The 23,000-nt window shown below is 64.4% G+C and carries 24 protein-coding genes and 1 tRNA gene; 15 read left to right on the top strand and 10 right to left on the bottom strand.

Features of this window, described 5'->3' with window-relative positions; translation table 11 throughout:
• Positions 1-24 precede the first annotated feature (24 nt).
• From ugpA to ugpQ, 4 genes are all read left to right on the top strand, one after another.
• On the top strand, positions 25-906 hold the full coding sequence (gene ugpA / locus N0K08_RS22385) for a sn-glycerol-3-phosphate ABC transporter permease UgpA (protein ID WP_261502638.1): 882 nt from the start codon (positions 25-27) through the stop codon (positions 904-906).
• A gap of 48 nt (positions 907-954) precedes the next feature.
• Entirely contained in the window at positions 955-1,803 is an 849-nt protein-coding gene (ugpE, locus tag N0K08_RS22380) for a sn-glycerol-3-phosphate ABC transporter permease UgpE (protein ID WP_261502637.1), read from the top strand.
• Between the two features lie 53 nt (positions 1,804-1,856).
• Positions 1,857-2,867 (top strand): sn-glycerol-3-phosphate import ATP-binding protein UgpC, encoded by a 1,011-nt coding sequence (locus N0K08_RS22375; protein WP_261502636.1) that lies wholly within the window; start codon positions 1,857-1,859, stop codon positions 2,865-2,867.
• Between the two features lie 66 nt (positions 2,868-2,933).
• Entirely contained in the window at positions 2,934-3,689 is a 756-nt protein-coding gene (gene ugpQ / locus N0K08_RS22370) for a glycerophosphodiester phosphodiesterase (protein WP_261502635.1), read from the top strand.
• Between the two features lie 177 nt (positions 3,690-3,866).
• Here ugpQ and N0K08_RS22365 read toward each other — a convergent pair whose 3' ends face one another.
• Positions 3,867-4,766, bottom strand: coding sequence for an N-formylglutamate amidohydrolase (locus N0K08_RS22365; protein ID WP_261502634.1), 900 nt, complete (start codon positions 4,764-4,766; stop codon positions 3,867-3,869).
• Complete coding sequence (locus N0K08_RS22360; protein ID WP_261502633.1) at positions 4,766-5,749, bottom strand: tripartite tricarboxylate transporter substrate binding protein BugE; 984 nt, start codon at positions 5,747-5,749, stop codon at positions 4,766-4,768. The genes N0K08_RS22365 and N0K08_RS22360 overlap by 1 nt, the downstream gene beginning before the upstream one ends.
• 113 nt (positions 5,750-5,862) lie before the next feature.
• Between N0K08_RS22360 and N0K08_RS22355 the strand changes: the two genes are divergently transcribed.
• Positions 5,863-6,813: a LysR substrate-binding domain-containing protein gene (locus tag N0K08_RS22355; protein ID WP_261502632.1), complete on the top strand. Its 951-nt coding sequence runs from the start codon at positions 5,863-5,865 to the stop codon at positions 6,811-6,813.
• Here the strand turns inward: N0K08_RS22355 and N0K08_RS22350 are convergent.
• Positions 6,766-7,044 carry a hypothetical protein gene (locus tag N0K08_RS22350; protein WP_261502631.1) on the bottom strand — a complete coding sequence of 93 codons (279 nt, stop codon included), beginning with the start codon at positions 7,042-7,044 and terminating at the stop codon, positions 6,766-6,768. The genes N0K08_RS22355 and N0K08_RS22350 overlap by 48 nt on opposite strands.
• Positions 7,045-7,118: 74 nt before the next feature.
• Between N0K08_RS22350 and hemA the strand changes: the two genes are divergently transcribed.
• The 5 genes from hemA (at position 7,119) to N0K08_RS22325 (ending at position 12,319) form a co-directional block, all read left to right on the top strand.
• The gene (hemA, locus tag N0K08_RS22345; protein WP_261502630.1) at positions 7,119-8,420 is read left to right on the top strand and encodes a glutamyl-tRNA reductase; all 1,302 of its coding nucleotides are present in this window, start codon (positions 7,119-7,121) and stop codon (positions 8,418-8,420) included.
• Between the two features lie 135 nt (positions 8,421-8,555).
• Entirely contained in the window at positions 8,556-9,638 is a 1,083-nt protein-coding gene (prfA, locus tag N0K08_RS22340) for a peptide chain release factor 1 (RefSeq protein ID WP_261502629.1), read from the top strand.
• Positions 9,639-9,640: 2 nt separating this feature from the next.
• Positions 9,641-10,480 carry a peptide chain release factor N(5)-glutamine methyltransferase gene (gene prmC / locus N0K08_RS22335; RefSeq protein ID WP_261502628.1) on the top strand — a complete coding sequence of 280 codons (840 nt, stop codon included), beginning with the start codon at positions 9,641-9,643 and terminating at the stop codon, positions 10,478-10,480.
• Between the two features lie 56 nt (positions 10,481-10,536).
• Positions 10,537-10,860: a Grx4 family monothiol glutaredoxin gene (gene grxD, locus N0K08_RS22330; RefSeq protein ID WP_261502627.1), complete on the top strand. Its 324-nt coding sequence runs from the start codon at positions 10,537-10,539 to the stop codon at positions 10,858-10,860.
• 136 nt (positions 10,861-10,996) lie between these two features.
• Positions 10,997-12,319: a hemolysin family protein gene (locus N0K08_RS22325; RefSeq protein ID WP_261502626.1), complete on the top strand. Its 1,323-nt coding sequence runs from the start codon at positions 10,997-10,999 to the stop codon at positions 12,317-12,319.
• On the opposite strand, the gene N0K08_RS22320 is transcribed toward N0K08_RS22325, so the two are convergent.
• Together N0K08_RS22320 and N0K08_RS22315 are read right to left on the bottom strand one after the other, a co-directional pair.
• Positions 12,320-12,997 carry a lytic transglycosylase domain-containing protein gene (locus tag N0K08_RS22320; RefSeq protein ID WP_261502625.1) on the bottom strand — a complete coding sequence of 226 codons (678 nt, stop codon included), beginning with the start codon at positions 12,995-12,997 and terminating at the stop codon, positions 12,320-12,322.
• The gene (locus tag N0K08_RS22315; protein WP_261502624.1) at positions 12,997-14,742 is read right to left on the bottom strand and encodes a proline--tRNA ligase; all 1,746 of its coding nucleotides are present in this window, start codon (positions 14,740-14,742) and stop codon (positions 12,997-12,999) included. The genes N0K08_RS22320 and N0K08_RS22315 overlap by 1 nt, the downstream gene beginning before the upstream one ends.
• 93 nt (positions 14,743-14,835) lie before the next feature.
• Between N0K08_RS22315 and N0K08_RS22310 the strand changes: the two genes are divergently transcribed.
• On the top strand, positions 14,836-15,528 hold the full coding sequence (locus N0K08_RS22310; RefSeq protein WP_261502721.1) for an RNA pyrophosphohydrolase: 693 nt from the start codon (positions 14,836-14,838) through the stop codon (positions 15,526-15,528).
• Positions 15,529-15,688: 160 nt separating this feature from the next.
• Here the strand turns inward: N0K08_RS22310 and proB are convergent, their stop codons facing one another.
• The 4 genes from proB to rplU all read right to left on the bottom strand — a co-directional run bounded on the left by proB (position 15,689) and on the right by rplU (position 18,842).
• Positions 15,689-16,831, bottom strand: a complete 1,143-nt coding sequence (proB, locus tag N0K08_RS22305) for a glutamate 5-kinase (protein WP_261502623.1) — start codon at positions 16,829-16,831, stop codon at positions 15,689-15,691.
• A 114-nt stretch (positions 16,832-16,945) separates the two neighbouring features.
• Positions 16,946-18,061, bottom strand: a complete 1,116-nt coding sequence (gene cgtA, locus N0K08_RS22300) for an Obg family GTPase CgtA (protein ID WP_261502622.1) — start codon at positions 18,059-18,061, stop codon at positions 16,946-16,948.
• A gap of 198 nt (positions 18,062-18,259) precedes the next feature.
• On the bottom strand, positions 18,260-18,517 hold the full coding sequence (gene rpmA / locus N0K08_RS22295; RefSeq protein ID WP_184274515.1) for a 50S ribosomal protein L27: 258 nt from the start codon (positions 18,515-18,517) through the stop codon (positions 18,260-18,262).
• A gap of 13 nt (positions 18,518-18,530) precedes the next feature.
• Positions 18,531-18,842: a 50S ribosomal protein L21 gene (rplU, locus tag N0K08_RS22290; RefSeq protein WP_159910763.1), complete on the bottom strand. Its 312-nt coding sequence runs from the start codon at positions 18,840-18,842 to the stop codon at positions 18,531-18,533.
• A 231-nt stretch (positions 18,843-19,073) separates the two neighbouring features.
• Here rplU and N0K08_RS22285 point away from each other — a divergent pair, with 231 nt between their 5' ends.
• Entirely contained in the window at positions 19,074-20,003 is a 930-nt protein-coding gene (locus N0K08_RS22285) for a polyprenyl synthetase family protein (RefSeq protein ID WP_315968025.1), read from the top strand.
• 37 nt (positions 20,004-20,040) lie between these two features.
• Positions 20,041-20,117, top strand: a tRNA-Pro gene (locus N0K08_RS22280).
• A gap of 64 nt (positions 20,118-20,181) precedes the next feature.
• On the opposite strand, the gene N0K08_RS22275 is transcribed toward N0K08_RS22280, so the two are convergent.
• Positions 20,182-21,783 carry an aminotransferase class V-fold PLP-dependent enzyme gene (locus tag N0K08_RS22275; RefSeq protein ID WP_261502620.1) on the bottom strand — a complete coding sequence of 534 codons (1,602 nt, stop codon included), beginning with the start codon at positions 21,781-21,783 and terminating at the stop codon, positions 20,182-20,184.
• A 102-nt stretch (positions 21,784-21,885) separates the two neighbouring features.
• Between N0K08_RS22275 and N0K08_RS22270 the strand changes: the two genes are divergently transcribed.
• Positions 21,886-22,347 (top strand): Lrp/AsnC family transcriptional regulator, encoded by a 462-nt coding sequence (locus N0K08_RS22270; protein ID WP_261502720.1) that lies wholly within the window; start codon positions 21,886-21,888, stop codon positions 22,345-22,347.
• A 173-nt stretch (positions 22,348-22,520) separates the two neighbouring features.
• Positions 22,521-23,000 carry a carboxymuconolactone decarboxylase family protein gene (locus tag N0K08_RS22265; protein WP_261502619.1) on the top strand — a complete coding sequence of 160 codons (480 nt, stop codon included), beginning with the start codon at positions 22,521-22,523 and terminating at the stop codon, positions 22,998-23,000.

The following is a 23,000-nucleotide window of genomic DNA, read 5'->3' as shown; positions in this document are numbered from 1 at the left end:
CGGTTTTTTTTGTTTGTGAACCCCATGGAAAAACGCGTACTTTTCCGCTCTACATGGCTGCCCTGGGTGCTGATCATGCCCCAGCTGCTGATCATTGGCATCTTCTTCTTCTGGCCCGCCGCCCAGGCCGTGCTCCAGTCGTTCCAGATCGAAGATGCCTTTGGCATGAGCACCGAATGGGTGGGTCTGGAGAACTTCCGCAACCTGCTCGGTGACCCCACGTACCTCAATTCCTTCCTGCGCACCGCCTTCTTCTCGGTGCTGGTGGCAGGCGTTGGCATCGTGACTTCTCTGGGACTGGCCATTTTTGCCGACCGCATCGTGCGCGCGGCCATGCTGTACAAGACACTGCTGATCGTGCCTTACGCCGTGGCGCCCGTGATTGCCGGCGTGCTGTGGGTGTTCATGTTCTCGCCGTCTATCGGCGTCGTGGCCCACTACCTTGGCGAGCTCGGCTACAACTGGAACCACATCATGAACGAAGGCCAGGCCATGGCCCTGGTCGTTCTGGCTTCGGTGTGGAAACAGATCTCGTACAACTTCCTGTTCTTCCTGGCCGGCCTGCAATCGATTCCGAAGTCGCTGATCGAAGCCGCTTCCATCGACGGTGCCGGACCCTGGCGCCGGTTCTGGAACATCCAGCTGCCCCTGCTGTCGCCAACCACCTTCTTCCTGCTGGTGATCAACATCGTCTACGCCTTCTTTGATACCTTCGGCATCATTGACGCGGCAACGGCCGGCGGCCCGGGCCAATCGACGTCCATCCTGGTCTACAAGGTCTACCAGGACGGCTTCAAGTCGCTGGACCTCGGCAGCTCCGCTGCCCAGTCGGTGATCCTGATGCTGATCGTGGTGGTGTTGACGGTGGTCCAGTTCCGCTACGTCGAAAAGAAGGTGCAGTACTGATGACTTACGCCTTCAACGCACCTGTTTTTGTGAATCTGGAGCCTTCCCATGGTTGACCGCCGTCCCTGGATCACTGTCCTGTCCCACCTCGTGATGATCGTGGGCGTGCTGATCGTGGCCTTCCCCCTGTACCTGGCCTTCGTCGCGTCCACGCACACCGCGGATGCGATTGTCCAGTCCCCCATGCCGCTGCTGCCCGGCTCCCACATGTGGGAGAACTACAAGGCCGCGCTGCTCGGCTCGGGCAAGCTGGGCTCGAACACCAGCGTCGTGCACATGATGTGGGTCAGCTTCGTCACGGCCATGGTCATCACCGTGGGCAAGATCGCCATCTCCCTGCTGTCGGCCTTTGCCATCGTCTACTTCCGCTTCCCCTTCAAGATGCTGTGCTTCTGGGCCATCTTCTTGACGCTGATGCTGCCGGTGGAAGTGCGCATCTTGCCAACCTACAAGGTCGTCGCTGAACTGGGCATGCTCAACAGCTACGCCGGTTTGACGCTGCCGCTGATCGCTTCGGCCACGGCCACTTTCCTGTTCCGCCAGTTTTTCCTGTCGGTGCCGGATGAGCTGGTCGAAGCCGCGCGCATCGACGGCGCCGGCCCCATGCGTTTCTTCAAGGACATTCTGGTGCCGCTGTCCAAGACTTCGGTGGCCGCCTTGTTCGTGATCCAGTTCATCTATGGCTGGAATCAATACCTGTGGCCGCTGCTGATGACCACCAGCGAAGACATGTACCCCGTGGTGATCGGCATCAAGCGCATGCTCGCCGGCGGCGAAGCCGCCGTGGACTGGAACATCGTGATGGCCACCGCCATCATCGCCATGCTGCCCCCGGCCGCTGTGGTCATGCTGATGCAAAAGTGGTTCGTGAAGGGCTTGGTGGACACCGAGAAATAAGCCCCAGGCATCCGCTCCTTTTGAATATCTGAACGATCTGAACGAATACTCCCATGGCATCCATTACTCTCAAGAACGTCGTCAAGCGCTACGGCAGCGGCAAAACCGCAGTTCCCGTGATCCACGGCGTCAACGCTGACATCAAGGACGGTGAATTCATCGTCATCGTCGGGCCTTCGGGCTGCGGCAAATCGACGCTGCTGCGCATGATCGCCGGCCTGGAAGAAATTTCCGGCGGCGACATCTCCATCGGCGACCGCGTGGTCAATAACCTGGAACCGGCCCAGCGCGACATCGCCATGGTGTTCCAGAACTATGCGCTGTACCCGCATATGACGAACTTCGAAAACATGGCCTACGGCCTGAAGATCGCCAAGGTGCCCGCGGAAGAAATCAAGCAGCGCGTGGACAAGGCTGCCAAGATCCTCGAACTGGGCCACCTGCTTGACCGCAAGCCGCGCCAGCTCTCGGGCGGCCAGCGCCAGCGCGTGGCCATGGGTCGGGCCATCGTGCGCCAGCCCAAGGTCTTCCTGTTTGACGAACCGCTGTCCAACCTGGACGCCAAGCTGCGCGCCCAGACCCGCATCGAAATCCAGAAGCTGCACCACGAACTGGGCATCACCAGCCTGTTCGTGACCCACGACCAGGTCGAAGCCATGACCCTGGCCCAGCGCATGATCGTCATGAACGGCGGCGTGATGGACCAGTTCGGCACGCCCGAAGAGGTCTACAACACCCCGGCCACCACGTTCGTCGCCAGCTTCATCGGCTCGCCGCCCATGAACCTGCTGAAGAACGCGCCCGGCGGCAAGCCCGGCCAGATCCTGGGCATCCGCCCCGAGCACATCGATATCGTGACCAGCGGCGGCTGGGAAATGGAAATCATCACTGTCGAACTGCTGGGCGCCGAGCGTCTGGTCTACGGCACCGTGGGTGGTGAAATCGTCACCGTGCGCATCGAGGAAGCCCAGGCCTTCCCCAAGGCCGGCGACACCATCCGCATCCAGCCGCGCGAAGAGCGCCGCCTGCACTGGTTCAACGCCGAAACCGGCAAGCGAATCTAAGCGCCACCCCAAGAGAGCCCGAGTGGCTCTCTTTTCACATCCCCCATCGTTTTAAATGGATTTGCGATGACCGCCCCCTCCACCTCCTGGCCCTATCCCCGCTGGATCGCCCACCGCGGCGCAGGCAAGCTTGCACCCGAGAACACCATGAGCGCGTTCCGCCTGGGCGCCGCCCATGGCTGGCGCATGTTTGAATGCGACGCCAAGCTCAGCCAGGACGGCGTGCTGTTCCTGCTGCACGACGCCACGCTGGAGCGCACGACCAACGGCCGCGGCAAGGGCAGCGACCTGTCCATGGGCGAGATCGCCCAGCTCGACGCCGGCAGCTGGCATTCGCGCGCCTACGCGGGCGAAGCCCTGCCCACGCTCGAAGCCCTGGCCCGCTGGTGCCTGGCCAACCACTACTGCCTGAACGTGGAAATCAAGCCCACGCCCGGCCAGGAAGCCGAGACCGGCCGTGCCGTCGCCGAGCTGATGAACCGCATCTGGCCCCTGGATGCCGTTCAGCCCTTCTTCACCTCCTTCAAGCCCGCCGCCCTGCAGGCTGCCAAGGAAGCCGCGCCGCACATTCCCCGCGGCCTGCTGGTCGACAAGCTCGCGGCGGACGATGCCGATTTCCGCATTGCCCAGGACCTGGGCTGCGTGGCCATGGTCTTCAACCACGCCCTGTGGACCCCCGAACGCGTGGCACAGGTCCACGGCCTGGGCATGCGCTGCATCAGCTACACCGTCAACGACGAGTGGGCCGTGCAACGCCTGCTGGACCTGGGCACGGACGGCATCATCAGCGACCGCGTGGATCTGTTCAGCGCGGCTGCTTGAATAGGGCCCCCACGCTTGCTCGCTTCGCGTAGCCGCTGCCCCCCGAGGGGGCCGTCCGCCGCCTTGGGGCGGCCCGGCGGCGGCGGATAACGCCCTTCCCAGGTGCTCGGCGACATCGACCAGCGCCCTGATATAAAAAACCCGGCCAGGCCGGGTTTTTCCTTGGTTACCTGAAAGTCAGGCCGCGACGCCCAAAGGCAACTGCGCGCGCACATAGTCGGCCACGCCCTGCATCACCTTCTCCAGGTGGGCCTGCAGGGGCGCGAAGCCGGCATTGGGCTCGCGCGTGTCTTCGTCCATGTAGACCGGGCGGCGGATCTCGATCTGCAGGCTGTGGCGGTTGAGCTGGGGCTGGCCTATGCGGCCGATCAGTTCCACGCCCTTGTAGGGCTCGTTGTAGGCCACGCTGTAGCCACCGGCCTGCAGCAACTCGCCCACCAGGCGAATGAACTCGGGCGCGCAGGTCGTGCCGTCGCGGTCGCCGAGAACGAAATCGGCCAGATGGGCGTCCGTGCGACCCAGTCGCAGGTAGACGTCGTTGGGCATGGAGTGCAGATTCAGGTGCCATACGCCCCCAAAACGCGCCACGCTGTCATCGATCGCCTGCTGCAAGGCCGCATGGTAGGGCTGCCAGTAGCGCTGCAGGCGCGACTGCACTTCGGCCACGCTGAGCCGGCGGTCGTACAAGGGCGTGGGCACGCCGTCGCGGATGATGCGCTGCCATATCAGTCCCAGGCCTTGGCGGGTCTTGACGCTGGGCGTGAGCGGCAGCGGCCAGACATCGGCCAGCTGCGCCGGATCGATGTCGTCCGCGGAGCGGTTGACATCGATATAGGTGCGCGGGAAGGTCGCTGCCAGCAGCGTCGCGCCGTGGGCGGGCCAACGCTCCCAGAGCCGGTGTACATCCGTGTCTTCGCCCCGGCGCAGCAGCGACAGCGGAACGCTGTGGCCGAAGTCGGCCGGGTAGGCCGTGCCGCTGTGCGGCGAGTCGCAGACCAGCGGCAAGGCCGGCGCGGTGGGCGGGGACAGCACGACCGGGGTGTCCGGCCGGGCTTGCAGAAAATCAGGCAACTGCATCAATCAATACGGATGTTGGCGCGCTTGGCCACGGCCGTGTAACGGTCGATGGCGGCAGTGATCTGCTTGCTGAATTCGGCGGGCGTATTGGCCATGGATTCGCCGGAAATGCCTTTTTGCTTTTCCAGGTAGTCGGGCATGGCCATGACCTTGTGGGCCGCGGCGTTGAGCTTGGCAATGATGGCCGGCGGCGTGCCCGCGGGCGCGACCAGACCGAACCAGCCGCCGTCGCCCATGCCGGGGTAGCCCATCTCGGTATAGGTGGGCACATCGGGCAGCACGTCGCTGCGTTTCAAGGCCAGCACGGCCAGGGGACGCAGCTTGCCGGACTTGATGTGCGGCAGGGTCGAAGGCAGGTTGTCGGTCATGGCCGAGACCTGACCGGCGAGCGCGTCGTTGATCGCCTGGCCTGCGCCCTTGTAAGGGATGTGCAGCAGGTCGATGCCCGCGAGGTTCATGAAGTTTTCGATGTTGGCGTGGCCCAGCGAACCGGTGCCGGGCGAAGCAAAGGTGTACTTGCCGGGATGGGCCTTGGCCAGGGCAATGAACTCCTTCATGGTCTTGGCCGGCACGCTGTTGTGGACCACGAACACGCTGGGCACGGACATCACGTTGGTGATGGGCGCGAAATCCTTGATCGCGTCATAGGGCAACTTGGCGACGATGGCCGGGTTGGCGCCGTGCGTGGACACCGTGGCCATGCCAATGGTGTAGCCGTCGGGCGCGGCCTTGGCGATGGCATCGGCACCGATGGCGCCGCCCGCGCCGCCGCGGTTCTCGACCACCACGGCCTTGCCCAGCACCTGGCCCATCTTGTCGGCCAGCAGACGCGCGACCATGTCGGTCGATCCGCCCGCGCCGAAGGGCACGATCAGCCGCAGGGGACGGGTGGGGTAATCGCCCTGGGCATGGGCCAGGGGCGCCAGCAAGGCGGTCGCAGCGCAGGCTGCAAGGCTGGACAACAGGGTTCTACGCAAGGCCATGGGTGCTCTCTTATGGATGTTGTTCTGAAGCAAGCATTCTGGGCAGGCAAGGTCCAGGCGAAAAGAGACAAAATGTCACACAGCTATTACCAACCGTCATAATTGGCCGCGCCATGCGCATGCACTCCCCCTCTCTCTCCGAATTGCACGCTTTTGCTGCCGCGGCCCGCCTGGGCAGCTTCTCGCTGGCGGCCGAAGACCTGCATGTGACCCAGGGAGCGATCAGCCGCGCCATCGCCCGGCTCGAAGAGCACCTGGGACTGGCGCTGTTCGAGCGCCAGGGCCGGCGCAGCGTGCTCACGCCCGCCGGGCGCGCCTACCTTGATGCCGTGGGGCCGGCCATACTGACCATAGAGGCAGCCTCGGCCCATGTGCGCCGCCGTCATACCGGCCCGCGACTGCGCCTGTCGGTCACGCCCACGCTGTTCAGCCACTGGCTGATTCCACGCCTGCCCGACTTCAGCGCGCGCTTTCCCAATGTCCTGCTGTCGTTTGCTCCCTACCGCCGCGACGATGCCATCAGCGCGCCGGAAATCGATGGCTGGCTGCGCATAGGCCAGGACCCCTGGCCCGCCCACGTGGCGGCCGACTACATCGTCGGGCGCGAACTGGTGCCTATCTGCCGCCCCCAGGACCTGCAGGGCCCCCAGGCCATCCGCACCCCTGCCGACCTGCTGCGCCGCCCGCTGCTGGCCCATACCAACTACCAGGGCAACTGGGGACGCTGGTGCGAGCATGTGCGCTTTGCCGGCGTCGTGCCCGCGCCCGCCGCCGACTTCGAACTGGTGTCCCTGCTGGTGCAGGCAGTGATCGCCGGCATGGGCGTGGCCGTGGTACAGCGCTGCCTGATAGAAGACGACCTGGCCGCGGGGCGCATCGTCATCGCCATCCCCCAGGCGGTGCAAATAGAGCGCGGCTACTTTCTGTGCCGGCCCGCGGCGCGCGAGCCCACGTCAGCCCTGCTGGATTTTCGCCACTGGCTGCTGGAGCAGGCCGCCGCCCAGACAACCATGGAATCAACGGCGCCAGCCGCGCGAGAGAACCCACTGGCAACAGGCACATAACACCACCAGCGCGGCATAGGTGGCAAGCTTGCCATCACGCCCAAACCACCACAACCCGCCCAGCAAAACGCCGCCACCAACAGCAAAATTGATAGCTACCTGCGACCACCAAGCAGGCGTTTGAGGGGTGGAAGACAGGACAAAACGGGCACCCACCGCCAGCCCCAGAGCAACGGCCAGGGCCGGCGCGAAAAAGTTCAGCAAATGGTAGAGCGCGGGGAGAAAGCCCATGTCGAATGATCCAGATCAAGGCTTATGCAAGCGGGGGATGTCAAAGTGTTGCATAAATTTTATAATGACCGTCTATGGCAGTCTGGGCGTTAGGCATCAACCACCACACGGCTCCGCTTGATTTGCGGGGTCGTTTTGCGTTTGCGCTCGATCAGATCGCGCCGACGCTGCAGGGCCTGCGCCAGTCGCTGGTCACTGCCGGCCGCCATGACGGTGTGGAAACCGCCATCCTGTCGACCTGCAACCGCACCGAAATCTACTGCGCAGCCGACACCCCGGCGCTGGACCACACGCTGAACTGGCTGGCACGCAGCGGCGGCGTCAGCCCCGAAATACTGCGCTCGCACTCCTACGTACTCGAAGAAGGCCTGGCCGCGCGCCATGCGTTTCGCGTCGCCAGCGGTCTCGACTCCATGGTGCTGGGCGAAGCGCAAATCCTCGGCCAGATGAAGAACGCCGTGCGCGCCGCCGAAACCGCCGGAGCCCTGGGCACCACACTCAACCAATTATTCCAGCGCAGCTTCGCCGTGGCCAAGGAAGTGCGCAGCTCCACCGAAATCGGCGAGCACAGCATCAGCATGGCCGCGGCTGCCGTGCGCCTGGCCAGCCAGCTGTTCGAAGACCTGGGCAAGATCCGCATCCTGTTTGTCGGCGCGGGCGAAATGATAGAGCTCGCGACCACGCACTTCGCGGCCAGGAACCCGCAGCACATCACCATCGCCAACCGCACCATGGAGCGCGGCGAAAAGCTTGCCGCCCGCTTTGGCGCCGACGTGATGCGCCTGTCCGAGCTGCCCGACCACCTGCACGAATACGACGCGGTGATCAGTTGCACGGCCTCGAGCCTGCCCATCATCGGCCTGGGCGCCGTCGAGAGCGCCCTGAAGAAACGCAAGCACCGGCCCATGTTCATGGTCGACCTGGCCGTGCCGCGCGACATCGAACCCGAAGTCAAGGCGCTGCGCGACGTCTATCTCTACACCGTGGACGATCTGGCCCACGTGGTGCAGACCGCCCAGGCCCACCGCCAGGCCGCCGTGGCCCAGGCCGAAGCCATCATCGACAGCGGCGTGCAGAGCTTTCTGCACTGGATGGACCAGCGCAGCCCCCAGGGCGGCGTCGTTCCGCTGATCCAGCAATTGCACGAGCAGACCGATGTCTGGCGCGCCGCCGAAATCGCGCGTGCCAAGAAGCGCATCGCCAAGGGCGAAGACCTGGACACGGTGCTCGAAGCCCTGTCGCGCGGATTGACGCAGAAAATGCTGCACGGCACCATGACCGAGCTGCACTCGGGCGACACCGCCCAACGCGCCCAGACGGTGCAAGCCGTCTCCCGCCTGTTCCTGCGCTCGCAGGGCCGCAAAACCTCTCTTTAGCGGCGCCCGCCGCTGGCCCTGACGGGCCTGGCCCCCGGCTGCGCGCCGGCCGGCCCGCCGACCTGTGCCCAGGTCCTTGCATCCAAGCCCTTTTCTCCAGCTATGTCCTGCATAGCGCAACTGCCCCGCACTGTCATGCAAACCTTTCTCCGCAGCCAGCTACAGCGCTTCGCCCAACGCCTGGAAGAGCTCGACTTCCTGCTGTCGCGCGAAGACATCATGAGCGACATGGCCCAGTACCGGAAAATTTCGCGCGAACACGCCGAAGTGACTGCCGTGGCCGGACGCTACGCCCGCTTTGTGCAGCGCGAAGCCGACCTGGCCGAAGCGCAGGAAATGCTGACCGACCCCGAAATGGGCGACATGGCGCAGGAAGAAATCGCCGGCGCCACGGCCGAACTGGCCCAGCTCGAAGAAGAGCTGCAGCGCCTGCTGCTGCCCAAGGACCCCGACGATGCGCGCGACGCCTACCTGGAAATCCGCGCGGGCGCCGGTGGCGACGAATCGGCACTGTTCGCGGCCGATCTGGCGCGCATGTACACCCGCTACTGCGACAGCGTGGGCTGGAAAGTCGAAGTCATGAGCGCCAGCGACAGCGAAGTCGGTGGCTACAAGGAAATCGTGCTGCACGTGAGCGGCGACCAGGTCTACGGCAAGCTGCGCTTTGAATCGGGCGGCCACCGCGTGCAACGCGTACCCGCCACCGAAACCCAGGGTCGCATCCATACCAGCGCCTGCACCGTGGCCGTGATGCCCGAGCCCGACGAGACCCAGGCCGTCACCCTCAACCCTGCCGACCTGCGCATCGACACTTTCCGCGCGTCCGGCGCCGGCGGCCAGCACATCAACAAGACCGACTCCGCCGTGCGCGTGGTCCACCTGCCCACGGGCATCGTCGCCGAATGCCAGGACGGCCGCAGCCAGCACGCCAACAAGGCCAAGGCCCTGCAGGTGCTGCAGGCGCGCATCCAGGAAAAGGAACGCAGCGAGCGCGCGGCCAAGGAAGCCGCCCAGCGCAAGGGCCTGATCGGCAGCGGCGACCGCTCCGACCGCATCCGCACCTACAATTTCCCCCAGGGACGGATCACCGACCACCGCATCAACCTCACGCTCTACAAGCTGCTGTACGTGATGGAAGGCGATCTGGGCGACGTGTTGCAGGCGCTGCAGCATGCGCGCGAAGCCGAGCAACTGGCGGAACTCGAAGTCAACGGTTGACCATGAACCTGCAACAAGCCCTGCACCAGGCCCAACAGGACGGCCTGGCCCGCATCGATGCCCAGATGCTGCTGCTGCATGCATTGGACAAACCCGATGCCGGCCGCGCGTGGTTGCTGACGCATGACACGGATGCCCTCACACCCGCGCAGCAACAGACTTTCGACCAGCTCTGCGCGCGGCGCCTGGCGGGCGAGCCCGTGGCCTACCTCACGGGCCACAAGGAGTTCTACGGCCTGGCGCTGCACATCGATGCGCGCGTACTGGACCCGCGCCCCGACACCGAAACCCTGGTCGACTGGGCGCTGCAAGTGCTGGCCGACTGGAATGCACCGCGCATCGTCGACCTGGGCACGGGCAGCGGCGCCATCGCCCTGGCCTTGCAGCACCAGCGCCCCGATGCCAGCGTCTGGGCCGTGGATGCCAGCGCCGACGCGCTGGCCGTGGCCGCGCTCAATGCCCAGGCACTGCACCTGCCCGTGCAATTCGCCCAGGGCTCGTGGCTGCAGGCACTCGCGCCGGACCTGGTATTCGACGCCATCGTCACCAATCCGCCCTATATCGCCGCCGATGACCCGCACCTGGCGGCCCTGACGCACGAGCCGTTGTCGGCGCTGGCCAGCGGCAGTGACGGGCTGGATGACATTCGCGCCATCGTCGCCCAGGCACCCGCGCGGCTGGCGCCCGGCGGCTGGCTGCTGATCGAGCACGGCTGGGACCAGGCCGAAGCCGTCCAGGCCCTGCTGCGCGATGCGGGCTTTGGCGAGGTGCAAAGCCACAATGATTTGGCAGGCATTGCCCGTTGCACGGGCGGGTGCATGACGCATTTGGACAGACAGTGAAATAATCCCGGGTGTACCCCATGCCGCACGCGCGGCCGCCCACTTTTGGAGCCACCATGAACAATACCCACCAACGCATCGACGACCTCGTCAAGAATAACGACATCCTGCTGTTCATGAAGGGCAACGCCAGTTTCCCCCAGTGCGGCTTTTCCGGCCGCGCGCTGCAAATCCTCAAGGCCTGCGGCGTGGACACCAAGACCATCGCCACGGTCAACGTCCTGGAAGACCAGGAAATCCGCCAAAGCATCAAGGACTACAGCCAGTGGCCGACCATTCCCCAGCTGTACATCAAGGGTGAATTCATCGGCGGCTCGGACATCATGATGGAGATGTACGAGTCGGGCGAACTCCAGCAACTGCTGGAAGCCAAGGCTTGATTCAGCGGGCCTGCCCCTGAGCTTGCACCCAAAAGCCGCCTTCGGGCGGCTTTTTCGTCGCCATGCAAACTTTGTATGATGCAATGGCGCCCCGCTGCGAGGCCTCTCTCGCGGCCTTCTTTCCGGTTATCTGCCTATGAGTCTGTCCCAAAGTCTGTTCACCATTGCCCTGCTGATCGCCCTCAGCGCCTTTTTCTCGATGGCCGAAATCTCCCTGGCCGCCTCGCGGCGCATGCGCCTGCGGCAGCTGGCCGACGAGGGTGACCCACGCGCCGAGCGTGTGATGCGCATGCAGGATCAGCCGGGCTACTATTTCACGGTGGTGCAGATTGGACAGAACGCCATCGCCATTCTTGGCGGTATTGTGGGCGAAGGCGCTTTCAGCCCGCATTTCACGCGCATCTTCGAGCTCTGGTTTGCTGCGAACACGGCCGCAACGCTGGGCTTTCTGACGTCATTCTTCATCATCACCTCGCTGTTCATCGTCTTTGCCGACCTCATCCCCAAGCGCCTGAGCATGGCCGAATCCGAGGCGGTGGCGCTGCGCGTGGCAGCGCCCATGCAATGGTGCATGTCGCTGTTCAAGCCCATCGTCTGGCTCTACAGCCGCACCACCGATCTCCTGTTCAAGCTGCTGAGCCTGCCGACCCAGCGCGACGAGCGCATCACCTCCGACGACATCCTGGCCATGACCGAAGCCGGCGCCCGCGCCGGCATGCTGGCCCAGCGCGAGCAGCAGATGATTGCCAATGTGTTCGAGCTCGACTCGCGCACCGTGTCCTCGGCCATGACGCTGCGCGACCGCGTCGCCTACTTCTTGCGCGATGACACCGAGGAAGTGGTGCGGCTGCGCATCGCCGCCGAGCCGTTCTCCACCTACCCGGTCTGTGACGGCGACATCGACCACATCATCGGCTACGTGGATGCCAAGGACCTGTTCCAGCGCGCCCTGACCAACCAGCCGATTTCGCTGCGCGACGAGACCCTGGTGCACAAGGCCCTGGTCGTTCCCGACCGGCTGACCCTGACCGAAGTGCTGGACCAGTTTCGCCAGGTGCATGAAGACTTTGCCATCATCATCAACGAATACAGCCTGGTGGTCGGCGTGGTCACGCTCAACGACGTGATGAGCACGGTGATGGGCGACATGGTGGACATGGAGTACGAAGAGCAAATCGTGCGCCGCGACGCCAGCTCCTGGCTGATCGACGGCGTGACGCCCGTGGGCGACGTGCTGCGCGCGCTCTCGCTCGACTCCCTGCCCCACGACGACGAATACGACACCCTGGGCGGCTTTCTGATGGTGATGCTGCGCCGCGTGCCCAGGCGCACCGATAGCGTCAACTGGGGTGGCTACAAGTTTGAAGTGCTGGACGTGGACAGCTATCGCATCGACCAGGTCATGGTCTCGCGGCTGGGCAGCGAAGCCGCCACTACCGACACGCCATCCGCCCCCTGATCAGATCCGGCTTGTGTCGCCGGGCTCGTACAGCCATTTGCGCTGGGCGGCAAAAACGGCATTGGGGTAAGGCGGCTTGCCCCGGCTGCCGTTGTAGCGGCCCAGGGCCATGAAGGCGTCTCCCCGCTCGCGGTCCAGGTAATGGCGCAGGATCACGCAGCCAAAGCGCAGATTGGTCTGCATGTGGAACAGCTTGCCCGCATCGCCATCGCCTATCACCCGCACCCAGAACGGCATGATCTGCATATAGCCACGCGCGCCGACGCTGGAGATCGCGAATTTGCGAAAAGCGCTTTCGACTTCGATCAGGCCCAGCACCAGGCTCACGTCTAGACCCGCGCGCCGCGACTCGTACCAGACCGTCTGCAGGAATTCGCGCCGCACCGCGGCGTCGGCCTTGCGGCGATACAGGCGGTCGCTCATCGCGGCCAGCCAACGCAGATAGGACAGCTTGGCCTCGGTCGAGGCAAACACCAGTTCCGGCGGCCCCTGGCTGACCACGGCCGCGCGCAGCGCCGTGCGCACGGAGTCAGCCAGCGGCTCCTCGAGCTGGCCGCCGGCATGCGCCGGCAAGGCTGCACCGACCAAGGCGGCCGGCAGCGCAGCCAGCAGGCCGCGCCGGCGCAGCCCCGCGGCCGCGGACCGCGGCAGGGGTGCAGCGGTGCGGCCTGAGGGCATCACAGGCCCAACCGAGCCTTGAGATGGTCCAGAATGCCGTCCTGCGCGACCTTGCTGGCTTCGGTCTCGCGGCGGTGCTGGTACTCGACCGTGCCTTCTTTCAGGCCGCGGTCGGAAATGACCACGCGGTGCGGCACGCCGATCAGCTCCCAATCGGCGAGCATGGCGCCCAGACGTTCGTCACGGTCGTCGAGGATCACGTCCACGCCCAGCGCGATCAGCGCGTCGTACAGACCACCGGCGGTGGCCTGCACGGCTTCGCTGCGGGCCATGCCGATGGGGCACAGCACCACGGTGAAGGGCGCAATCGCGTCGGGCCAGATGATGCCGCGCTCGTCGTGGTTCTGCTCGATCGCAGCGGCCGGCAGGCGCGTGATGCCGATGCCGTAGCAGCCCATCTCAAAGAACGCGGGCTTGCCGTTGTCACCCAGGAAGGTGGCGTTCATGGCCTTGGAGTACTTGTCGCCCAGGTAGAACACGTGGCCGACTTCGATGCCGCGCTCGATGGCCAGCACGCCCTTGCCGTCCGGCGACAGGTCACCGGCGACCACATTGCGCAGATCGGCCACCAGGGCCGGCTCGGGCAGGTCACGACCCCAGTTCACGCCGGTCATGTGGAAGCCTTCCACATTGGCGCCGCAAATCCAGTCGCCCATGACTGCCACATCGCGGTCCACGACCAGGGTCACGGGCTGCAGCAGGTTCAACGGGCCCAGGTAGCCGGGCTTGCAGCCGAAATGCGTTTCGATTTCGGCCTGGGTCGCGAAGCGGAAGCCCGCATCGAGGCCGGGCACCTTGGCGACCTTGATCTCGTTCATGTCGTGGTCGCCGCGCAGCAGCAGCAGCCAGACATGGCTCTTGACCAGAATGCCCTTGTCGTCGAGTTCGTCCGTGGCCAGCACCAGCGACTTCACCGTGGTGGACAGCGCAACGCCCAGCAGCTCGGCGACATCGGGGCAGGTGCTCTTGCCCGGCGTGGCGGTCTGGGTCAGGGCCAGGGCAGCCGCGGGACGTGTGCCCGTGGGTGCCAGGGCTTCGGCCTTCTCGAGGTTGGCCGCGTAGTCGCTGGCGGGACAGTAGACGATGGCGTCTTCGCCCGTCGACGCAATGACCTGGAACTCTTCGCTCAGGTCACCGCCGATGGCGCCGCTGTCGGCACGCACGGCGCGGTAGCTCAGACCAAAACGGTCGAAGATGCGCTGGTAGGTGGCGCGCATGTTCTGGTAGCTCAGCTGGGCCGCGTCACGGCTTTTGTCGAAGCTGTAGGCGTCCTTCATGATGAACTCGCGACCGCGCATCAGGCCGAAACGCGGACGGCGCTCGTCGCGGAACTTGGTCTGGATCTGGTAGAGGTTCTTGGGCAGCTGCTTGTGGCTGCGCAGCTCCTGGCGAGCGATGTCAGTGACCACTTCCTCGCTGGTGGGCTGGATCACGAAGTCACGGCCGTGGCGGTCCTGGATGCGCAGCAGCTCGTCACCCATCTTCTCGAAGCGGCCGGTTTCCTGCCACAGCTCGGCGGGCTGGACCACGGGCATGGACACTTCCACGGCACCGGCGCGGTTCATCTCTTCGCGCACGATGGCCTCGACCTTGCGGATCACGCGCAAGCCCATGGGCATGTAGTTGTAGATGCCGGCGCCCAATCGTTTGATCAGGCCTGCACGCATCATGAGCTGATGGCTGACCACCTCGGCATCCGCCGGAGCTTCTTTGAAGGTGGAGATGAAGAATTGAGAGGCTTTCATGGGGTCACAGTACAGCGGAAATCAGGCGGGCGCGCTTGCCGGAGGCATAGCACCATGCATAATGGACGCAATTTAAAAAATTGGGGTTCGATTATGCTTGACCGGGACGGATTTCGCCCGAACGTCGGCATCATCCTGCTCAACCACAAGAACCAGGTGTTCTGGGGCAAACGCATCCGCACCCACAGTTGGCAGTTCCCGCAAGGTGGCATTGACCGGGGGGAATCTCCGGAGCAAGCCATGTTCCGGGAATTGCACGAAGAGGTGGGTCTGAAGCCCGATCACGTTCGCGTGGTCGCCCGAACCCGGGACTGGTTGCGCTACGAGGTGCCAGACCGGTATATCCGCCGCGATGCGCGCGGACATTACAGAGGCCAAAAGCAGATCTGGTATTTGCTGCAGCTACTGGGCCATGACTGGGATTTGAACCTCAGGGCCACTGACCATCCTGAATTCGACGCCTGGCGCTGGAACGACTACTGGGTTCCGCTGGAAGCCGTGGTCGAGTTCAAGCGCGGCGTCTATGAAATGGCGCTGACCGAATTGGCGCGCTACCTGCCCCGCCATGAGCAGCGCAACCGCTATCTGCGCAGCGGCATGCGCCACCGCGAACAGGACGACCCACAAAACCTCTGTGCGCTACCGATGCGCACCGCCATCGGCCTGCTCCATCCGGGCCTGGAGTTGCCGCCAGGCGCGAGCTTCGATCCCGATCCGCAAACCGATCTGAACGCGGCCAGCCTGCGCGCCGAAGCAGAACAGGCCAAGACGCACAAGACGGGCTGAGCCACCGCGGGCCAGGCGCCTACGCGACCTCCAGCCCATGACACTGGCGCGCCCCAGCAAGGGGGCAGCGAGGAAGGGCCGCCCCGCACCGAGGCTGCCGTCCCCCTCCACCGAAGGTTGAGAGGGGGAAGCGTCGAAGACGCTCAGGGGGGGCTTCACTTCAGTGGCCGGGTACCACCATGTTGTCGCGGTGGATCATTTCCGCCTCGGCCGTATAACCCAGCAACTGCTCGAATTGCGCCGAGCTCTTGCGGCACAGCAGCCGCGCTTCGGCACTCGCATAATTGGCCAGCCCGCGCGCGATTTCCTCGCCCTGCGCATTGCGCACGGCAATCACATCGCCGCGCGAGAAGTTGCCTTCCACGCCCGTCATGCCGATGGGCAGCAGGCTTTTGCCTTCATCTTGCAGCTTCAGCGCCGCACCCTCATCGACGCTGACCGAGCCCTTGAGCTGCAGATGGTCGGAAATCCAGCGCTTGCGGGCCTGGTTTTTCGGTGTCTGCGCCACCAGCAAGGTACCAATGGCTTCGCCCGCTACCAGCCGGCCCAGCACATTGGGCTCGCGCCCCCAGGCAATCACCGTGGACGCTCCCGAGGCTGCGGCGCGCTTGGCGGCCAGGATCTTGGTGATCATGCCGCCGCTGCCTATGCTCGAGCCCGCACCGCCGGCCATGGCTTCGAGCGCCGGATCGCCGGCTTCGGCTTCGTCGACGAAGCGGGCATCGGAATGCTTGCGCGGATCGGCGGTGTACAGACCTTTCTGGTCGGTCAGGATCACCAGCGCGTCGGCGTCAACCAGGTTGGCCACCAGGGCCCCCAAAGTGTCGTTGTCGCCGAACTTGATTTCGTCATTGACGACCGTGTCGTTTTCGTTGATGACCGGCACCACGCCCAGGCCCAGCAGGGTCAGCAAGGTGGTGCGGGCATTCAGATAGCGCTCGCGGTCGGCCAGGTCGGCATGGGTCAGCAGCACCTGGGCACTGCCCACGCCCTGCTCGCGCAGCTTGGTTTCATACATCTGGGCCAGGCCCATCTGTCCCACGGCCGCGGCGGCCTGCAGTTCATGGATCTGCTTGGGCCGGACTTTCCAGCCCAGGCGCTTCATGCCTTCGGCAATCGCGCCGCTCGAAACCATCACGACTTCACGGGGGGTGCCGTCCGCATCGCCGCGCACCAAGGCAGCGAGCTGCTGACTCCACTGCGCAATCGCCGCCTCATCCAGGCCCCGACCCTCGTTGGTCACGAGGCTGGAGCCCACCTTCACCACAATGCGACGCGCATCACGCAAAACACTGGAAGCCATGATTTAGATTGTTCTTGAGCGCCTGCCTACACAGGCCACAGGCGCTGGTCAGTCAATGGCCCGAACCTCGCTCAGGCCTCTCCCCCGGCAGGCCTTGCGGCCTGCCCGGCACTCTCACTGGGCCTCGTCGCCCGCAAAGCGCGGGTCGCGTGGATCGACTTCCGCTGGTACATCGCCGACAAAGCGCGGATCGATTTCCTCGGGCGTGTTTTCCGCGCGTTGCTGGGATTGCACGTGCTGGAAGATGGTCTTGATCAGGGGCTCGCAGCCTTCACGCGTCAGCGCGGAGATCTCGAACACCGGACCCTTCCACTTGAAGCGCTTGACGAAGTCCTTGACGCGCGCTTCGCGCTCGTCCAAAGGCACCATGTCCAGCTTGTTGAGCACCAGCCAGCGCGGCTTGTTGTACAACGCCATGTCGTACTTCTTGAGCTCGCCCACGATGGCCTTGGCCTGTGCCACGGGATCCACCGCGTCGTCAAACGGAGCCATGTCGACCACATGCAGCAGCAAACGCGTGCGTTGCAAATGGCGCAGGAACAAATGGCCCAGGCCCGCGCCTTCGGACGCACCTTCGATCAGGCCGGGAATGTCGGCAATCACGAAGCTTTGCTCAGGGGCGACCCGCACCACACCCAGATTGGGGTGCAGCGTGGTGAAAGGATAGTCGGCGATCTTGGGGCGGGCATTCGAGACCGCGGCAATCAGCGTCGACTTGCCTGCGTTGGGCATGCCCAGCAGACCCACGTCGGCCAGCACCTTGAGCTCGAGCTTGAGGCTCTTGCGCTCGCCGGGCCAGCCCGGAGTCTTCTGGCGCGGTGCACGGTTGATCGCGCTCTTGAAGCGCATATTGCCAAAGCCGCCATCACCGCCCTTGGCGATGGTGACCACTTCGCCCGGCGTCAGCAGTTCATACAGCACTTCGCCAGTTTCCTGGTCCGAGAAGATGGTGCCCACGGGCACGCGCAAAGTGATGTCGGGGCCGGCAGCGCCGAACATGTCCGAACCCATGCCGTGCTCGCCGCGCTTGGCTTCATGCCGGCGGGCGTAACGAAAATCGACCAGGGTGTTGAGATTGGAATCCGCTACCGCGAAGACGTGACCGCCACGGCCACCGTCCCCCCCATTGGGGCCGCCGAATTCCTTGTACTTCTCGTGCCTAAACGAGACGCAGCCATTGCCGCCATCACCGGCAGCAATGTCAATATAAGCTTCATCGACGAACTTCATGAGGCATCCAGTTTACAAAACAGTGCGCTTTTGTGCAGCGTGCCGCGTTAGCCGCCCTGCGCAAAAGCATGAAGCCCCGCGAACGGGGCACTCATTAAAACCGAGGGGTAATACCCCTCAAAAAAACTGAGGGGGCAAACCCTCAAACAGCGAAGCCCCGACAGGTCGGGGCTTCGCTGCGAGTCGAAGTGACAAACCTTATGCAGGCGTCACATTGACCATGTGCTTGGACAGTGCGCCCTTGGTGGAGAAGGACACGTGGCCCTCGACCAAGGCAAACAGCGTGTGGTCCTTGCCCACGCCGACGTTTTCGCCGGGATGGAACTTGGTGCCGCGCTGGCGAACAATGATGGAACCAGCTGTGATCAACTCACCGCCGAAAGCCTTCACGCCGAGCATCTTGGGCTTGGAATCGCGCCCGTTTCGCGTAGAGCCGCCGCCTTTTTTCTGTGCCATGACTCAGCTCCTATTAAGCAACGATTGCCACGATCTGCAGTTCGGTGAACTGTTGACGGTGACCCTGACGCTTCTGATAGTGCTTACGACGGCGCATCTTGAAGATGTGCACTTTGTCGTGTTTACCGTGAGCAACTACAGTTGCCTTCACAGTTGCGCCGGACACCAGGGGTGTACCGACCTTGAGTTCAGCGCCGTTGCCGACTGCCAAAACTTGGTCGATCACAATTTCCTGGCCTACGTCCGCAGCAATCTGTTCTACTTTGATTTTTTCGCCGGAAGCAACGCGATACTGCTTGCCGCCGGTTTTTATGACCGCGTACATGTTGACCTCTTTAATTGAGAGTTCTGCGGACGAATTTCCACAGAGCCGGCGATTGTACCATGGCAGAATCTTTCGCGCTGACCATGAGCATGCGCGCACCACTTGCCGTGGTCAAAGTCACCAGTCCCCCACAGCGGCCGACCCTTCCTATAATCCAAGGCTCACATGGCGGCCACCATCTTGACAACAGCTATCACCCCCACCAATCCTCTTTCCCTGATCGTCGACGACATGCGCGAGGTGGACAGCGTCATTGCCCACCGCCTGCACAGCAGTGTTCCGTTGATTTCCCAGATTTCCCAGTACATCATTGCGGCTGGCGGAAAGCGCTTGCGCCCCGCGCTGCTGCTGATGGTGTGCAGCGCCCTGGGCTACCAGGGACGCCAACGCTTCAACCTGGCGGCCGTGGTGGAACTGATCCACACCGCCACCTTGCTGCACGACGATGTGGTCGACGAATCCACCATGCGCCGCGGCCGTGCCACGGCCAACGAAGCCTTCGGTAACCCCGCCAGCGTGCTGGTGGGCGACTTCCTGCACACCCGCTCTTTCCAGATGATGGTCGAGGCCGGCAGCACGCGCGTGCTGCAAATCCTGTCGGATGCCACCAACATCATTGCCGAAGGCGAAGTCCAGCAATTGATGAACATGCACGACGCTTCGCTGGATGAAGAGGGCTACCTGCATGTGATCCGCTCCAAGACAGCCAAGCTGTTTGAAGCCAGCGCCCAGCTCGGCGCCGTGCTGGCCGGCAGCGATGCAAGCGTCGAAGCCGCCTGTGCCACTTACGGCCAGGCCCTGGGAACGGCCTTCCAGATCATTGACGATGTGCTCGACTACACCGGCGACACCGCCGAAATGGGCAAGAACATCGGCGACGACCTGCGCGAAGGCAAGTGCACCCTGCCCCTGATCGCCGCCATGCAGCGCGCCGCGCCCGCGCAGGCCGCCATCGTGCGCCAGGCCATCGAGCAGGGCTCGACCGAGCAGCTCGCCACCGTGGTCGGCATCGTCCAGGCCACCGGCGCGCTGGACGTTGCCCGCGACGCAGCCCACGCCGAAGCGCGTCGCGCCATCGATGCGCTGAGCCAGCTTCCTGACAATGAGCACACGGCAAACTTGCTACAATTGGCCGCCCAACTTTTGGATCGCCGCACCTGAAACCCTTGCGGGTTGACGGCCCCAAAAGGGCAGGAATCGGGGTGTAGCTTAGCCTGGTAGAGCGCTACGTTCGGGACGTAGAGGCCGGAGGTTCGAATCCTCTCACCCCGACCAGGAATCCATGCAAAAAGCCCAAGTGATGCAATCACTTGGGCTTTTTGCGTTGGGCTTGCGGAAATCAGCGCGCGGCAGCCAGGCAGTCGTCTGCACTTTCGAGCGACGGCTCGCTCCACATCGCCAAACCGCCGGCCAGGCTCCAGGCGGACGCATGGCCCAGACGGCGCAGCGTGCGCGCGGCCTGGGCGCTGCGGTTGCCGCTGCGGCAATAGAACACCACCGGCACCTGGGACGCCAGCGCCAGCCACTGCGGCACGGCCGAGAGCAAGTCCGACAGCGGCACTGCCTGCGCATTCGCGAGCAGGCCACGTCGCTCCTGGACCTCGCTCTCATAGGCTTCGCGCACATCGACCCACAGGCCGCCCGCCTGGGCCTGCAGCAAGGCCAGCGCGGCCGGCTGGTCCAGCACCACGTCCATACTGTCCGCCAGGTCGTCGGCCAGAGCCAAGCTGGCAAACGCCGCCGACGCATCCAGCGGCGCCGCGCCGCTCAGGCCGCGAGCGCGCAGCACCTCGCCGCAACGCTGCAGGCGCGCGCAGGCCGCGGCAATGAACTCCGGGCTGTCCAGGGCGCCAAACGACAGGCGCACCGCGGCCTGGGTCTGCCATTCCTCCAGGCCCATGGCCTGCAGCACATAGCTGGGCTCGGCCTTGGCGGCGCTGCAGGCCGAGCCGCCGCTGACGCGCAGATCGGCGGCATCGAACAGGTCCAGCAACAGCCGGGAAGTCACGCCGCGCACCGCGAAGTTCAAGGTCGTCGGCAGGCTCAACGCGTCAGGGGCGTTGAACACCAGGCCGGGAAACGCCGCGTGCAAGGCCGCAGCCAGTTGGCCACGGTGCGCGGCCAGTGCCGCGGGCGTCTGGAATACATCTGCGGCTTCCCAGGCCTGCAGCACCGCGCCCAGCGCGGCAATGCCCGCGATGTTCTCCGTGCCGCCACGCAGCCCGCCCTCCTGCCCGCCGCCCGTCAGCAACGGCGTGAAAGGCGCGCCCGCGCGCACATAGAGCAGGCCGATTCCCTTGGGCGCATAGAACTTGTGGCCGGAAAACGGCGCGTAATCGATGCGCCGCTCGACCAGCTTCAGCGCCAGCTTGCCCAGCGCCTGCACGCCGTCGACCAGCCACAGCGCCGGACTCGCACGCAGGATGTCGGCAATGCCGTCGAGGTCGCTGATGACGCCGGTCTCGTTGTTCGCGGCCATGGTGCAGACCAGCCCGGCGGTTGGCGCGTGCGCGCGCAGCCAGTCCAGGTCATGGCGCCCCGAGCGGTCCACGGGGATTGCCAGCACTGGCAAGTTCAATCCCAGCAGCACATTCCAATGGTGCAGCGCCTGCGGCACGGCCTTGTGTTCGGTCGCGCCATAGAGCAGCGCCTGGGCCGTGGGCTCGCCAGCGTCGCGTCGGCGGCGCAACTCGCACAGCGCCGACAGCACGCTGGTCTGAATGCCTTCGGTCGCGCCGCTGGTGAAGAACAGCTGCCCGGTCGGCGCATCGAGCACGCGCCGCGCGCTGGCGCGCACCCGGTCGACCACGGCGCGCGCCTTGAGGCCGCTGCCGTGAATGCTGCTGGGATTGCCGAAGCCCTGGGCCATGACGGCCAGCGCGGCCTGCTGGGCCGGGGGAAAGACAGCCGTGGTGGCGTTCGCGTCGAGATAGATTTCCATGGAGAAAATTTTCCACCAGCGGCTCCGTACAGGTCTTGCAAAATACAGCTTGATTTCGCATCATTACGCTATGAAATTCCACTTCCAACATTAAAAGTGAAAATAGATTCCATTGACTGCAAGCTGCTGGAAAAACTCCAGCAAAACGCCGATGCCCCGGTCGCGGATCTGGCCGCCGAATTGGGCCTGTCGCAGACCTCGTGCTGGCGGCGCATCCAGCGCCTCAAGGAGGGCGGCGTGATCACGCGCAATGTCGCGCTGCTGGACCGCAACCACGCCAACGTCAGCGTCACGGTGTTCGTCGCCGTGCGCACCAGCACCCACAGCCAGGAATGGTTCGACCAGTTCCACGCCACGGTCGCGGCCATCTCCGAAGTGGTCGAGCTCTACCGCATGAGCGGCGATGTCGATTACCTGCTGCGCGTGGTCGTGCCCGACATCGCGGCCTACGACAAGGTCTACAAGCGCCTGATTGCGGGCACCCAGCTGCTGGACGTGTCCTCGAGCTTTGCGATGGAGGAACTCAAATACACCACGGCCTTGCCCCTGACCTACGTTCGCTGACGCTGCGCAGGCGATATGGCCTAGACCAAAACACCATTCATGGCCCTCACGGACCAGTCCATTGCCGCACCACAATGGCGTCAACCGAGTCACCGGGACAGCGCCTCCAGGCACTTTGCTGGCCGCTCCCGGTGCATGAAATCTGCAATTTTCACTCTTGACTGGAACGGACCATGAGCCAACGCCTCGACTACTACAAGCTTTCTCCCGACGCTGCCCAGAAGTACGTGGAGTTCAACAACCTGCTGCACAAGAAGCCATTTCTCGCGCAATACGGACATCTGGTGACACTGCGCGCTTCGCAGCTCAACGGCTGCGCATTCTGCGTGGACATGCATGTCAAGGAAGCCCGTATCCACGGCGAGCGCGAACTGCGCCTGCACCATGTGACGGTATGGCGCGAGTCGCCCCTGTTCAGCGCGAAGGAGCGTGCCATCCTCGAATGGACCGAGGCCTTGACCCACCTGGGCGCGCATGGCGTATCGGACGCGATCTTCGACAGCGTGCGCGCCGAGCTGTCGGACGAGGAGCTCGCCGACCTGTCCTTCCTGATCGTCGCCATCAACGGCTGGAACCGCCTGAGCGTCGCCTTCCGCGCCGTGCCGGGCTCGGCCGACAAGATCTACGGCCTCGACAAGGCCGGCCTGGCCTGA

It is taken from the genome of Acidovorax bellezanensis (assembly GCF_025421555.1).
In the GTDB taxonomy this organism is placed as follows: Bacteria; Pseudomonadota; Gammaproteobacteria; order Burkholderiales; family Burkholderiaceae_C; genus Comamonas; species Comamonas bellezanensis.
This window is presented reverse-complemented; position numbering and strand designations above follow the sequence as displayed.

Coding starts and splice junctions, on each gene's coding strand:
- ugpA (WP_261502638.1), top strand. CDS start 25: ATGGAAAAACGCGTACTTTTCCGCTCTACATGGCTGCCCTGGGTGCTG.
- ugpE (WP_261502637.1), top strand. CDS start 955: ATGGTTGACCGCCGTCCCTGGATCACTGTCCTGTCCCACCTCGTGATG.
- N0K08_RS22375 (WP_261502636.1), top strand. CDS start 1,857: ATGGCATCCATTACTCTCAAGAACGTCGTCAAGCGCTACGGCAGCGGC.
- ugpQ (WP_261502635.1), top strand. CDS start 2,934: ATGACCGCCCCCTCCACCTCCTGGCCCTATCCCCGCTGGATCGCCCAC.
- N0K08_RS22365 (WP_261502634.1), bottom strand. CDS start 4,766: ATGCAGTTGCCTGATTTTCTGCAAGCCCGGCCGGACACCCCGGTCGTG.
- N0K08_RS22360 (WP_261502633.1), bottom strand. CDS start 5,749: ATGGCCTTGCGTAGAACCCTGTTGTCCAGCCTTGCAGCCTGCGCTGCG.
- N0K08_RS22355 (WP_261502632.1), top strand. CDS start 5,863: ATGCGCATGCACTCCCCCTCTCTCTCCGAATTGCACGCTTTTGCTGCC.
- N0K08_RS22350 (WP_261502631.1), bottom strand. CDS start 7,044: ATGGGCTTTCTCCCCGCGCTCTACCATTTGCTGAACTTTTTCGCGCCG.
- hemA (WP_261502630.1), top strand. CDS start 7,119: ATGGCAGTCTGGGCGTTAGGCATCAACCACCACACGGCTCCGCTTGAT.
- prfA (WP_261502629.1), top strand. CDS start 8,556: ATGCAAACCTTTCTCCGCAGCCAGCTACAGCGCTTCGCCCAACGCCTG.
- prmC (WP_261502628.1), top strand. CDS start 9,641: ATGAACCTGCAACAAGCCCTGCACCAGGCCCAACAGGACGGCCTGGCC.
- grxD (WP_261502627.1), top strand. CDS start 10,537: ATGAACAATACCCACCAACGCATCGACGACCTCGTCAAGAATAACGAC.
- N0K08_RS22325 (WP_261502626.1), top strand. CDS start 10,997: ATGAGTCTGTCCCAAAGTCTGTTCACCATTGCCCTGCTGATCGCCCTC.
- N0K08_RS22320 (WP_261502625.1), bottom strand. CDS start 12,997: ATGCCCTCAGGCCGCACCGCTGCACCCCTGCCGCGGTCCGCGGCCGCG.
- N0K08_RS22315 (WP_261502624.1), bottom strand. CDS start 14,742: ATGAAAGCCTCTCAATTCTTCATCTCCACCTTCAAAGAAGCTCCGGCG.
- N0K08_RS22310 (WP_261502721.1), top strand. CDS start 14,836: ATGCTTGACCGGGACGGATTTCGCCCGAACGTCGGCATCATCCTGCTC.
- proB (WP_261502623.1), bottom strand. CDS start 16,831: ATGGCTTCCAGTGTTTTGCGTGATGCGCGTCGCATTGTGGTGAAGGTG.
- cgtA (WP_261502622.1), bottom strand. CDS start 18,061: ATGAAGTTCGTCGATGAAGCTTATATTGACATTGCTGCCGGTGATGGC.
- rpmA (WP_184274515.1), bottom strand. CDS start 18,517: ATGGCACAGAAAAAAGGCGGCGGCTCTACGCGAAACGGGCGCGATTCC.
- rplU (WP_159910763.1), bottom strand. CDS start 18,842: ATGTACGCGGTCATAAAAACCGGCGGCAAGCAGTATCGCGTTGCTTCC.
- N0K08_RS22285 (WP_315968025.1), top strand. CDS start 19,074: ATGCGCGAGGTGGACAGCGTCATTGCCCACCGCCTGCACAGCAGTGTT.
- N0K08_RS22275 (WP_261502620.1), bottom strand. CDS start 21,783: ATGGAAATCTATCTCGACGCGAACGCCACCACGGCTGTCTTTCCCCCG.
- N0K08_RS22265 (WP_261502619.1), top strand. CDS start 22,521: ATGAGCCAACGCCTCGACTACTACAAGCTTTCTCCCGACGCTGCCCAG.